At 31.6% G+C, this 12,089-nt stretch carries 13 protein-coding genes; 12 read left to right on the plus strand and 1 reads right to left on the minus strand.

Annotated features, from left to right (window positions below; translation table 11 throughout):
• Nucleotides 1–21 precede the first annotated feature (21 nt).
• The 9 genes from QWY92_RS03110 (at nucleotide 22) to QWY92_RS03145 (ending at nucleotide 7,044) form a co-directional block, all read left to right on the plus strand.
• Entirely contained in the window at nucleotides 22–525 is a 504-nt protein-coding gene (locus QWY92_RS03110; RefSeq protein WP_290268460.1) for an energy transducer TonB, read from the plus strand.
• 212 nt (nucleotides 526–737) lie between these two features.
• The gene (locus QWY92_RS03115) at nucleotides 738–1,742 is read left to right on the plus strand and encodes an IS30 family transposase (RefSeq protein WP_290268461.1); all 1,005 of its coding nucleotides are present in this window, start codon (nucleotides 738–740) and stop codon (nucleotides 1,740–1,742) included.
• Nucleotides 1,743–2,258: 516 nt separating this feature from the next.
• Nucleotides 2,259–2,519: a hypothetical protein gene (locus tag QWY92_RS03120; RefSeq protein ID WP_290268462.1), complete on the plus strand. Its 261-nt coding sequence runs from the start codon at nucleotides 2,259–2,261 to the stop codon at nucleotides 2,517–2,519.
• 322 nt (nucleotides 2,520–2,841) lie between these two features.
• The gene (locus QWY92_RS03125; RefSeq protein WP_290268463.1) at nucleotides 2,842–3,348 is read left to right on the plus strand and encodes a hypothetical protein; all 507 of its coding nucleotides are present in this window, start codon (nucleotides 2,842–2,844) and stop codon (nucleotides 3,346–3,348) included.
• 147 nt (nucleotides 3,349–3,495) lie between these two features.
• Nucleotides 3,496–3,666, plus strand: coding sequence for a helix-turn-helix domain-containing protein (locus QWY92_RS03130; RefSeq protein ID WP_290268464.1), 171 nt, complete (start codon nucleotides 3,496–3,498; stop codon nucleotides 3,664–3,666).
• Nucleotides 3,667–4,446: 780 nt separating this feature from the next.
• Nucleotides 4,447–4,716 (plus strand): integrase core domain-containing protein, encoded by a 270-nt coding sequence (locus QWY92_RS20580; protein WP_377879402.1) that lies wholly within the window; start codon nucleotides 4,447–4,449, stop codon nucleotides 4,714–4,716.
• A gap of 191 nt (nucleotides 4,717–4,907) precedes the next feature.
• Entirely contained in the window at nucleotides 4,908–5,144 is a 237-nt protein-coding gene (locus QWY92_RS20410) for a hypothetical protein (protein ID WP_336622084.1), read from the plus strand.
• Nucleotides 5,145–5,346: 202 nt separating this feature from the next.
• Nucleotides 5,347–5,967 carry a MarC family protein gene (locus tag QWY92_RS03140; protein WP_290268465.1) on the plus strand — a complete coding sequence of 207 codons (621 nt, stop codon included), beginning with the start codon at nucleotides 5,347–5,349 and terminating at the stop codon, nucleotides 5,965–5,967.
• A gap of 240 nt (nucleotides 5,968–6,207) precedes the next feature.
• Nucleotides 6,208–7,044, plus strand: coding sequence for an O-methyltransferase (locus QWY92_RS03145; RefSeq protein ID WP_290268466.1), 837 nt, complete (start codon nucleotides 6,208–6,210; stop codon nucleotides 7,042–7,044).
• Nucleotides 7,045–7,234: 190 nt separating this feature from the next.
• Here the strand turns inward: QWY92_RS03145 and QWY92_RS03150 are convergent, their stop codons facing one another.
• A complete protein-coding gene (locus QWY92_RS03150) occupies nucleotides 7,235–8,611 on the minus strand; it encodes a sensor histidine kinase (protein ID WP_290268467.1) in 1,377 nt (458 codons plus the stop codon).
• Between the two features lie 116 nt (nucleotides 8,612–8,727).
• Between QWY92_RS03150 and kynU the strand changes: the two genes are divergently transcribed.
• The 3 genes from kynU (at nucleotide 8,728) to QWY92_RS03165 (ending at nucleotide 12,037) form a co-directional block, all read left to right on the plus strand.
• A complete protein-coding gene (kynU, locus tag QWY92_RS03155) occupies nucleotides 8,728–9,999 on the plus strand; it encodes a kynureninase (protein WP_290268468.1) in 1,272 nt (423 codons plus the stop codon).
• A complete protein-coding gene (locus QWY92_RS03160) occupies nucleotides 9,992–11,380 on the plus strand; it encodes an FAD-dependent oxidoreductase (RefSeq protein WP_290268469.1) in 1,389 nt (462 codons plus the stop codon). Before kynU ends, QWY92_RS03160 begins: the two co-directional genes overlap by 8 nt.
• Nucleotides 11,381–11,503: 123 nt before the next feature.
• Nucleotides 11,504–12,037 carry a 3-hydroxyanthranilate 3,4-dioxygenase gene (locus QWY92_RS03165; protein WP_290268470.1) on the plus strand — a complete coding sequence of 178 codons (534 nt, stop codon included), beginning with the start codon at nucleotides 11,504–11,506 and terminating at the stop codon, nucleotides 12,035–12,037.
• Nucleotides 12,038–12,089 lie beyond the last annotated feature (52 nt).

Here is a 12,089-nt window from a genome sequence, read left to right on the forward strand (position 1 = left end):
TAATTTAAGAAAACCGACAAATTGAATAGATTAATAGGAATTATATTGACCTTTTTACTTCTGATTTCTTGTAAGAATTCGGAAAAAACGGAAACGGAAAAAAATTCTGAATCTGAAAATAAAATCACTCAAACGGAATTTAAAAAAGTGGAATCTCAAAATTCGCTGAACTTGGAATACCAACTTTTAGACGAAAATGATGAACAAATAAATTTTATGAGTTTAAAGAAGATGCCTGAATTTCCTGGCGGACTTGATTCTCTAACGATATTTATTCAAAATAACTTTACTTTTAAACAAGAATTTATTGAAAAGGTTGAGGGAAAAGTTAAAGCGACATTTGTTGTTGACACGTTAGGTAAAGTTGTTGATATTGAAATTATAGAAGGATTTAAAAATCATATTGACAAATCTTGCTATGATGTAATTTCAAAATTACCTGATTGGAAACCTGCTGAATTGACTAAAAATAAAAAAGTTAAAGTGAAATTCCTTTTACCATTTAAATTTGTACCGGAAAAATAAAAAAAACTATGCACAACACCGTATAAAAATAATTGCGATTTAGTGCTTAATCAAAGGTCGTTGCGTGTTTGTAACGTCTGATTTTCCTTCGGAAAATCAGACGTTACAAACACGCAACTATTCTTATACATAAACGTTGTACCCAATTAGAAACCGCCCAACCTCCATTCAATAACTTAACGCAACAAATCTAAATTAATAGATTTGTTATAATGGAAGTAAAAAAACATAGACGACTTACCCTTAAAGAAAGAGTACAAATAGAGACCCTTTTAAACGAAAATAGATCCAAAGCTTATATCGCTAAACAGCTCGGCCGAGCACGATCTACAATCTCTAGAGAAATAAACAAATTAGTAGATAATCCCAATGATAAATACGATGCAGATTTATCGCATTGGTGTGCTAAAGATGATTACCTAAACAAAAGAAATTTAGACAAAATAAGCACTCATAAACCTTTAAAACATTTTGTCTATAAAGGACTTTTATCTCAGTGGACGCCTGAACAAATCTCTGGAAGAATTAAAGAACTTTATCCTAATGACCCTATTATGTCTATCTCTCATGAAGCTATTTACAAACATATTTATACAAGACCTCAAGCCAGTTTAAATAGAAAACTAATCAAACTACTGGTACGTAAAAAAACAAGACGGAGACCGCCTAAAAAAAGACGTGGAACTGGTAGCAAAATAATCAACCAAATCAGTATAGACAACAGACCTAAGCATATTGATGATAGAATTGAAATTGGGCACTGGGAAGGCGACTTAATCATCGGTAAGAATCATAAAAGTGCCATCGGAACCATTGTTGAACGTAAAGCTCGATATACTATTATTATAAAACTTGACTCTAAAAAAGCGGATGAAGTCGCTAAAATGTTTTCTCATAAACTAAATCAATTAAACAACATTTTTAAAAAATCTATGACTTACGACAACGGAATTGAAATGGCTAGACACGAAAAAATAACTCAAAATACTGGTATGAAAATTTTCTTTGCACACCCCTATTCTTCATGGGAAAGAGGTACTAATGAAAACACTAATGGACTCATTAGAAGGTACCTTCCTAAAGGAACAGATTTTAACCAAATTGATGAAAAATTACTCATGAATATTCAAGAAAAACTTAACAATAGACCGCGTAAAATTATTGGCTATAAAACGCCTAAAGAAATTATGGATTCTGAACTTAAAAATGTAGCTTAGTAGCTAACAAAAAAAAGCAACGTTTGTTGCGTTAGAACCTTGAATGCAGCAAAAACCAACAAAATTTTAATTTTTGTACGTGGAATTTGAGCAAAATAGCTGAATAAAAAAACTGAAATGGAAAAACTAAAAACCACGGGAAAAAGCAGTATGCGATTTTTGCAAATCTTTCCAGACATTAATGTTGACGCGGAAAAACGGAATAAAGTAATTCTTTTAAATCATAAATTCAACATGTTGAAATTGAGAATCATAACAAACAAAAAAAATGACTGAAAGCAACAAGAAATACTTTCGAATTTTAGGAATCATTGTTTCAATTGTAATAATTTTACTTTTTATAGATTTTATTTTTGAAAATTTCATTAGTGGTTGGTATAATCCAAAATAACTTGAATAAAAATATGAACAGAAAAAATGCACTAAACCCCAACAAAGTATAAAAATAATCGCTTAAATTCGTGCTCTACCAAAGGGCCTTGCGTGTTTATACCCAACCGTTAGCAAACAGCAGAAATGAAAATAAAATTCAAAAAAAAAAGATTACTTACGAATTTAATCCTCGGAATAGTTTGGATTGGACTTGGAGTATTTAATGTATGGGAAGCCGAAAATAATCGTTGGTCTGATTATGGTTATTTAATAATTGGAATTTTATACGTTGGACATTATTTGTACGATTTGACAAATCAATATCTAACGATAGAAAACGGAACGATTCGAAAAAATGGACTTTATGGATTTAGAAAAAAAATAAATCTAAATGAAATAAATTAGATTAAAAAATTTGCAGGAGATTATAAGCTGAAAACAGAACAAAAGGAATTGAAAATCAATACGGAATTAATTGACAAAGATTCGCTGACTGAATTGAATAAAATATTGGCGGAACTGAATTTACCACCTGAAAAAACGCCATTTGCTACCACCTTGTGTAATTAATTGCTTTTACTTGCTTACTTGGAAAATTCCTTAGGAATTTTCTCGGGTTCGTATTTGCTTATTAAATTAGTTACTTAATCACGCAACTAACCATATACAAGACCGTTTTTATATATTATAGAGAAAATTAGTAACTATCAAATTAACTCTGAATAACTTGAAAAAGATAATAACTTTATATTTTATTCTAAATTGTTGGAATTTAACTTTTGGTCAAAATGAAAAATTTGACTCAATTAATTCAATAATATCAAAAATTGAATCGAACAAAAACCTGAATAAATCTAAATTTGATTACAACAAACTAAATCCTGTTTTAATAACAAAAGGTTCAACATTAGAAGTCTGGAGTAAGAATGCTGAAATATTAAAAACAAAAGAAAGAATGCTTTTATCTTGGGGTATTTTTATTGGAGTAACTTATTTTTCAGAGAATAAACCAATTCAATATTTTGAAATTGAAAAGAATTTTGAAACAGAAGAAAAAAATTATAAAAAATCAATTCAAGTTTTTAAAATTGAATATTATTATTTAAACTGTAATAATCTTTTAAACTGTATAAAAATTGAAGGTGAAAGAAAAAATAGTTTTGGGGATATAAAATATCTTCCTAAAGCACACATAACTCCTTTGAAATATGCAAAAAAAGCATTGAAGATTTAAAATAAAAACTAAAAAACAACAATTTACCAACACCATGTTTAAAAATTGCTAAATTAGCCCTTAATCAAAGGTCGTTGCCATTCATTGGCGGAATGTACTTTCCTGAAATAGGTTGATTAAAAATTAAACCATTAATTATAGTCCCTTATGAAAACAGAAAATGAACACTGGCGAAAAAAAAGCTCCCAAAAAGTAAGTCTAGAAACTAAACTTTTAGTCATTGATCAAATTCTTAACGGACACCTTTCCAACAACCAAGCTTCAAAAAAGTATGATGTTTCTAGAACATCATTACCTATTTTGGATAAGAAAATATAGTATCTTAGTACAACAAAACATGGGTATGAGCAAAAACGATGAAATCAAAAGGTTAAAGAAAAAAATCGAAGAACTTGAATTCCAGAAAGACTTCCAACAAGACATTACAGCTAACATCTAACTCATTACAGGCGTCGATATGTCAAAAAAGTCATTACCCAAAACATTAGCAAAAGAAGAAAGACCGTATAAAAGAAAATGGCTCTATGGATGTTTTGAGATATCTAAATAAGCTTTTCACAAAAGGCTCGAAGCTCAACAAAAACAAGACGTAGACCAGTAAAGACTAATCAAAATGGTTAAGGACTACAGAAAAAAAGTAGGATCTAAAACTGGTGGCACAAAACTATACTTTGAACTAAAGCAAAACTTTATAAACGCTGATATTAAAATTGGTAGAGACAAGTTTTATAGGCTCCTTAGATTAAACAATCTTTTGATTCCTAAAAACAAAAATGACATTAAACCACAAACTCTAACCATATGTATAAAAAATATCATAATCTTGTCAAAGACCACGTAACTACTAGACCGAAACAGCTTTGGGTAAGCGATATTACATACATTAAAACTGAAAATGGACACAATTACTTAGATCTAGTAACAGATGCTTATTCTAAGCAAATTATGGGATACAAAATTGATAACCATATAAGATACATCCCTTTGTAAAGATGCGCTGGCTATGATTATTAAAAACAGAAAATATCCCCAAAAAAAACTCATTCATCATTCTGATAGAGGTTTTCAATACTGTAATCCGAAGTATATAATATTACAATGAGTATGACAGAACAATACGACTCACATGAAAACACTGTAAATAAACGCATTAATAGAACACTAAAATATGAATACGGACTAATACAAATTATTAAAAGTACTCAGTTAGCTCAGAAAATGACTAAACAAGCTGTATATATTTATAACAATCTAAGAATTCATTTTAGCCTCAATTTAAGAAAATCTGCTGAGATACATTTAAACCAAAACATCAAATACAAATCATATCGAAGAAATAATGTAAATTTACCTGAACTAACTATTTAGAATATAAATAATTTAAAGCTATAAATTAGACCAAAAAAGGTCAACCTATATCAGCATAATACAAATTCAACATAACCAATAAAACATACTTTGTTGTTTGCTTCTAATTTTATTCGAAAATCTTAGTGTACAAAAGCATAGCTTCTCATATACAAGTACGTTGTTAACTTCTTTTTTTTTAAAAAAACAGTATGAATAAAAAAACAGGTTTAAAAGAAGTCATTTATATCGGAATTGGCGGCATGGTTGGTGGTGGGATTTTCGCAGTACTCGGGCTTGCAGTATCACTTGCCAAAGTCGGAACACCAATAGCTTTCTTATTCGCTGGTATTTTAGCTTTAATAACGCCCTACAGTTATGTTAACCTATCAAAAAAGTATCCGGACAAGGGAGGAACCGTTAAATTCATTAATCAAGGTTTCGGTTAAACAATATTTAGTGGTGGTAATAATAACCTTTTGTGGATTAGTTACATTATAATGCTTTACGCTTCAGCATTTGGCTCTTACGCACCAAATTTATTCGAGTTAACATACAACAAAATCTTTGACTCTCAAATCTATGCAAGTGTAATTATTGGGATTTGCATTTTATAAGAGTTCATTTATAAAAAAAAAGAAAAAAAATAATATGGATAATTTAATCACATTTTCAATCACCGTTTTCACTGGATTCTTCGCAATTATGAATCCTATTTCTAACATGCCAATATTCCTAAGTTTAGTTGAAGGAGCTGACAAAAAAACAAAACAAAGAATAAACTTAAAAGCCATATCGGTTGCCTTTATTATTGTTACTGTGTTTGTTGTTTTAGGGAAATTCATCTTTGAATTATTCGGAATAACAATACCTGCATTTAAAATAACGGGAGGTATATTAATATTCTATGTCGGTTTTGAGATGTTACAGTCTAAAAAATCCAATGTTAAACATATAAAGAATTTTAATATTGATGAAAATATTGCCATATCACCTTTAGCTATACCTATTTTAGCTGGACCTGGAACAATTGTTACAGCTATGAATTTTGTTTCTCATGCATCCTATATTCATATTGCCTTAGTTATACTAATTTTCGGAATTATGTGTTTACTAACCTATATAACATTTAATTTAAGCGATTTTATTGCCAAAAAAATTGGAGACAATGTAATTTCTGTTATCGGAAAATTAATGGGACTAATCATAGCAATTATTGGAACAGGTATGATTATCGAAGGAATAAAAATATCATTTAATTTAACAAGTTAAAAAACACATAGTACTGAGTAAAAACGGCAAAACCAATTAATTCTGAAATTAGAATAAAAACGTATTATGAAGATGAATTTCACTTTGCTCGTAATAACAAAAGTTAAATAGAATAAAAAAAATAACGGGTTACAACAAACAACCGAGATGAAAAATGGATTATTTATTAAACTTTAGTTTAACTTTGCTTCTATAGTTGGATCTTAAATAACACTCCAATTTATTTATAAAAGAGACAAAATGTTTGTAAAAAAAGTTCGAAAAGTAAATCATATTGCATTAGCGAAATTCAATGAAAAGGATACATTGAAAAAAATAAAAGGAGAAGTTTTTGGAGAAGAAATTGTACAAGCATTTTTTGAAACAAAATCTCAAAACCATTCTCAAGACTTGAAATCAATCTTCAATGACCTTGAAGGTTTCAGAAAAGAACTTTTAGCGCTAAACACCAAAATTGATTATAGCCTATTTGAACCAAATCTTGAACAGGAAGTTGGCACTATTTGTAAAAAAGCGTCTTCTCCTCAAAACTGGTGTGAATTTTTCTTTTTGGTTTCACATTATATAAATGCTAAAAAAATATTAGAAATTGGAACAAACCTGGGTGTTTCAGGACAATACTATCTAAAATCATTAATGTTAAATTCTAAAACAGATAATGATATTAATTTAACAACCATTGAAGGCATTCAAGGTTTATGCGATATCGCTGAAACCCGATTTAAATCTATAACACCAAACCATGATAATTTCAACATAATATGTGGACTTTATGATGACGTGCTTCCGGCTATTATTGAGACAGACACAAAATTCGACCTCATCTTTATTGATGGCAACCATACTTATGATGCGACACTTCGCTATTATAAAATGCTTCTTTCTAATGTTTCAGAAAAAGCTATAATTATATTTGATGATATAAACTGGAGCCCAGAAATGATTAAAGTTTGGCAAGAAATTAAAAAAACCGACTATAGCTATTCCATAGACTTCTTCAAACTTGGTTTAATTATTATAGATAAAACGCAAACAGGAAAAACACCTAACGACTACAATTTATTTGTCTCTTTATAAAACAACAATTTAGAAGCGCAATAAAGGATTTCTGGTTTAAATATTTACTAAATAGAATCTTTACTGCGTTATAAATTCACATCTCACAAATCTCATTAAGCTATTGAAATGATGACAGCGATGAACCCATTATATTCTGAATAAAAACGGGAAATCCATACTTCGCGTACAGAAAAAGTTTTACTAAAAACTAGTTTAAATCCACCTTAATGGTGAAAAGAAAAGTGGTTCCAATACCGAAATCACTTTCCACACGAATATCCCCACCTAGCATTTCAACATAAGCCTTAACGATAGATAAACCTATACCTGAGCCATGTAAAGCCTTTAAGTTTTGCTCATCAACCTGATAAAATGTTTCAAATATTTTATCAAAATCTTCCCGATGAATCCCAATACCATTATCTTTTAATCGAAAGGCTAAATATGATTCATCACGGCGTTCACACCATAATTCAACATCTCCTTTTTCAGTATATTTAATCGCATTTTTCACAAGATGTTTTAATATATAAACCAACTTTACATTATCCGAACTTATAAAAGCATCCTGTACTCCAATGACGTTTTTTACGAGTAAACCCAAACCTTTCCCCTTGGCTTTTGGTAAAAATGTTTCGTAAATATCAGTAATCGTTTCATTAACATTAAACGTTTTAATATTAACATCTTTAGCACCAGACTCTATTACCGAAATATTTAGAATATCGGTCATAATATCCAATAATGTTTCACCACTTTCTTCGATAATTTCTAAATATTCTTGATAATCTTTATCATCAACATTATAAACTTTTAAAAATTCCGTACAGCCCAAAATCCCGTACATAGGCGTTCGTATTTCATGACTCATGTTAGCGAGAAAAGCAGATTTCAATTTATCAGATTGCTCTGCCCTATTTTTAGCCACCAATACATTTTGATGTTTTTCAGTAAGTTCTAATTGCAATTTATTCTCTTTTACCAAAGCACTATGCAACTGATTAACCAAAAAAGACACCGAAAAAACCAATAATAAGTTAAAAAGCAAATCGTTAATTATAATCACAAATAACAATTCTACTTCATAACCTTTGTATGCTGGTAAATCAATCCATTGAAAATAAACGGATAAAATTAAAACTAAGTAAAAAAACGCCGCCGCTAACAATGCTAATAATCCATGTTTGCGACCACTAAACAGAGTAATTATAATGGTTAAAACAAAAACCAACATACTGCCATTACCTTTAAAACCAAGTAAAGCCAACATCATAAATGCCAACAACAAGAAGTTAATAGAAAATAACAGTTTTCTTGTTTTAAAGCTAATAGACCTACTAAATACATTAAATATTAAAACACAAAAGGCACTGGTATTAGTATAAAACACATGCATTTCATCCCTATAAATAGCGACATATGCACTAGCTATATAAGAGAAAGAACCAAAAACAAAAGTTAAAATTAAAATGGTTGCAAAAAGTTTATCTCGAAAATACGGCAGCCCTTCTTTCTCTTTTCTGTCGAACAAGCCAGAATACCGAAAATACCAATGCAGGAGCGACTCCCATATTTTGTTTAGCATAAATTAAGGTAAATTATAGGTTGATGCATTAAAGTTAAACAATTCCTACAAAATAACACCCAAATTATATATGATATAATTATGTTATTTTTGCTTAAACAGAAAAACCTAAAGCTTTGCCTGAATACAAATTAGGTCTAGAATTTGCCCAGCAACTAGACGCCAAAGACGCTATTAAATCGTATCGGAATCAATTCCATATCCCAAAAGACAAAACGGGAAAAAATTTTATTTATATGACAGGGAACTCCCTTGGTCTTCAACCTAAAACGACAAAACAATACATAAACCAGGAGCTTGAAGATTGGGCGAACCTGGGTGTCGAAGGTCATTTCGAAGCTAAAAACCCTTGGCTACCTTATCATGAATTTTTAACTGAGAGCATGGCGAAAGTTGTTGGCGCAAAACCCCTTGAGGTTATTGTTATGAACACCCTAACCACCAACTTACACCTCATGATGGTGTCTTTTTATAAACCAACAAAAACACGCTATAAAATCCTTATTGAAAGTGATGCTTTTCCTTCGGATAAATATGCTGTGGAATCGCAATTACGTCACCATGGTTTTGATGATAAGGAAGGTGTGGTGCTTTGGAAACCAAGAAAAGGTGAAGAACTTCTTAATTATGACGACTTAGAAAAAATTTTAGAAACTCAAGGCGACGAGATTGCACTCATCATGCTTGGAGGCATTAACTATTATACCGGTCAGTTTTTCGATTTAAAACGCATTGCAACACTGGGCCATAAATTTGGTTGTAATGTAGGGTTCGATTGTGCTCATGGCGCAGGTAACGTTCAATTAAACCTCCACGATTCAGGAGCTGACTTTGCTGTTTGGTGCACCTATAAATATTTAAATGCTGGCCCAGGAAGTTTGGGCGGTTGTTTTGTACACGAACGCCACGCCCATAATAAAGAATTAAATCGCTTTACCGGCTGGTGGAGCCACAACAAAAAAACGCGATTCAATATGCGTAATGAATTCGATCAACTTCCTGGTGCGGAAGGTTGGCAACTGAGCAACCCTCCTATTCTGTCTATGGCTGCCATAAAAGCATCTTTAGATATGTTTCAGGAAGTAGGCATAGAAAATCTAGTAAAAAAATCTAAAACCCTTACAGGCTATTTCGAATTTCTATTAAAACAACTTGGCGAAGATGTTATTAAAATCATCACACCTTCACACCCAGAAGAACGCGGTTGTCAACTGTCCATTCAAGTTAAAAACGCAAATAAAAATTTGCACGATAAGCTTACTGCATCGGGCGTAATTAGCGATTGGCGATCTCCCGACGTCATTAGATGTGCGCCTGTACCCTTATATAATTCTTATGAAGATATTTTTAATTTAGTTGAAAAATTAAAAGCCATTTTAGATGAATAAACAACAAAATGTAATCGTTATTGGCGCAGGTCTTTCCGGAAGTTTGTTAGCCTTACGTCTAGCCCAACGTGGTTATCGCGTTATGGTTTACGAAATGCGTCCAGATTTACGAAAAGTAGATATCAGTGCGGGCCGATCTATCAATCTAGCTTTTTCCAACCGAGGTAACAAAGCCATGAAACTTGTTGGATTAGAAGACAAAGTGAAATCGCTTTGCATTCCCATGCATGGTAGAATGATTCATGATCAAGATGGAAACACGTTTCAATCGAATTACAGCGGAAGAGATCAAGAGTACATCTACTCCGTTTCTCGTGGCGATTTAAACGCTTTACTTTTAGATGAAGCCGAACAACACGAAAATGTGAATATACATTTCAACAAAAAATGTAAATCGGTAGATTTTGAAAAAACCACTGCCCTTTTTAAAGACTACCAAACCAAAACGGAATTTATCGAAGATGCAGATGTTATTATAGCCACCGATGGCGCAGGTTCAGCATTACGTCGAAGTTATTTTTTAGGAAAAAAATTCTTGTTCAGTTTTTCTCAAGATTACTTATCCTATGGCTATAAAGAATTAAGTATTTTACCCACAGAAAATGGCGGATACCAAACACATAAAAACGCACTTCATATATGGCCGCGCGGAAATTTCATGCTCATTGCACTTCCCAATTTAAACGGCAGTTTTACAGTTACTTTATTTCTAAGTTATTCCGAAGGTGAATACAATTTCGACAATCTTAACACGCCCGAGCTAGTCGAACTATTTTTCGAAAAAGAATTCCCCGATGCACTGGCTATTATGCCTAATTTAACGGACGATTTTTTCAACAATCCAACCGCTGCTTTAGGTACTGTAAAATGTTCGCCATGGCATTATAAAGGCAATACCCTTTTAATGGGCGACGCAGCTCACGCTATCGTCCCTTTTTACGGCCAAGGCATGAATGCTGCTTTTGAGGACGTTGTTGAATTAGACGCCGTTTTAGACAAACATGAAGGCGAATGGGAACAAATATTTAAAACTTACGAAAAACAACGTAAAAAAGATACCGATGCTATTGCCGATTTAGCTATCGATAATTTTTTAGAAATGCGAGATCATGTGGCACATCCTATTTTTCAAGAAAAGCGTAAAATAGAAATGGCTTTAGAAAAGCAGTTTCCAACTCAATATGCTTCAAAATATAGTTTAGTTACCTTCAACGAAAACATAGGTTATCAAGAAGCTATGCTAAGAGGGCGCGCCCAAGATAAAGCCATACTCAGTTTACTAAAAAACAATAGTATAACCTCTTCGGAAGACTTAAGTAGTGTTCTAAAAAAGGTGCAACAAGAAACCGAAAACATCTTAAACCTAAGTTCTGATTTATAGATTACGAGTTCTCGATTTCAGAGAACTATAGTTCTAAAAGGCTAACTAATATTTAACATTTTGAATATTCAGAATTCATTATAAATTGTAACTTTATACAAACTTAATTCAAAACATAAAAAAATGAGTACACTAGTTTCTCCTTTAAATTTCAAAGCTTGGATTGAAGAAAATAGACATTTATTAAAACCTCCCGTTGGGAACAAAGTGGTTTGGAAAGATGGCGAGTTTATTGTCATGGTTGTTGGCGGTCCAAATAACCGTAAAGATTATCATTACAATGAAACTCCAGAATTTTTCTATCAAGTTGAAGGTGATATTATTCTGAAAATAATTGATAATGGCACGCCTAAAGATGTACACATTAAAGAAGGGGATATCTATTTATTACCAGCAAAAGTGCCGCATTCGCCACAACGCGGTGCCAACACCGTAGGTTTGGTTATAGAGTATAAACGCCCCGAAGGGATGCGAGATGCCTTATTGTGGTTTTGCGAAAATTGTGTCACTAAACTTTATGAGGAAGATTTTACAGTAGAAAATATTGAAACCGATATGCCTAAAATTTTCGATAATTATTACAGTGATCAGCACAAACGTACTTGCCCAAATTGTAGTGAAATTATGCAACCTCCGAAAAAGGTTAAAATTGAATAGTACGTTTTACACTTCAAATAGTCCTGATTAAAATAACAATCTAAAACTTTTT

The sequence above is a fragment of the Algibacter miyuki genome (assembly GCF_030409805.1).
In the GTDB taxonomy this organism is placed as follows: domain Bacteria; phylum Bacteroidota; class Bacteroidia; order Flavobacteriales; family Flavobacteriaceae; genus Algibacter; species Algibacter miyuki.

Bases quoted from the DNA above. Each gene is read 5' to 3' on its own strand.
- QWY92_RS03165 (WP_290268470.1), top strand. From the start codon at position 11,504: ATGAGTACACTAGTTTCTCCTTTAAATTTCAAAGCTTGGATTGAAGAA.
- QWY92_RS03120 (WP_290268462.1), top strand. From the start codon at position 2,259: ATGAAAATAAAATTCAAAAAAAAAAGATTACTTACGAATTTAATCCTC.
- QWY92_RS03140 (WP_290268465.1), top strand. From the start codon at position 5,347: ATGGATAATTTAATCACATTTTCAATCACCGTTTTCACTGGATTCTTC.
- QWY92_RS03145 (WP_290268466.1), top strand. From the start codon at position 6,208: ATGTTTGTAAAAAAAGTTCGAAAAGTAAATCATATTGCATTAGCGAAA.
- QWY92_RS03115 (WP_290268461.1), top strand. From the start codon at position 738: ATGGAAGTAAAAAAACATAGACGACTTACCCTTAAAGAAAGAGTACAA.
- QWY92_RS20580 (WP_377879402.1), top strand. From the start codon at position 4,447: ATGAGTATGACAGAACAATACGACTCACATGAAAACACTGTAAATAAA.
- QWY92_RS03160 (WP_290268469.1), top strand. From the start codon at position 9,992: ATGAATAAACAACAAAATGTAATCGTTATTGGCGCAGGTCTTTCCGGA.
- QWY92_RS03130 (WP_290268464.1), top strand. From the start codon at position 3,496: ATGAAAACAGAAAATGAACACTGGCGAAAAAAAAGCTCCCAAAAAGTA.
- QWY92_RS20410 (WP_336622084.1), top strand. From the start codon at position 4,908: ATGAATAAAAAAACAGGTTTAAAAGAAGTCATTTATATCGGAATTGGC.
- QWY92_RS03150 (WP_290268467.1), bottom strand. From the start codon at position 8,611: ATGCTAAACAAAATATGGGAGTCGCTCCTGCATTGGTATTTTCGGTAT.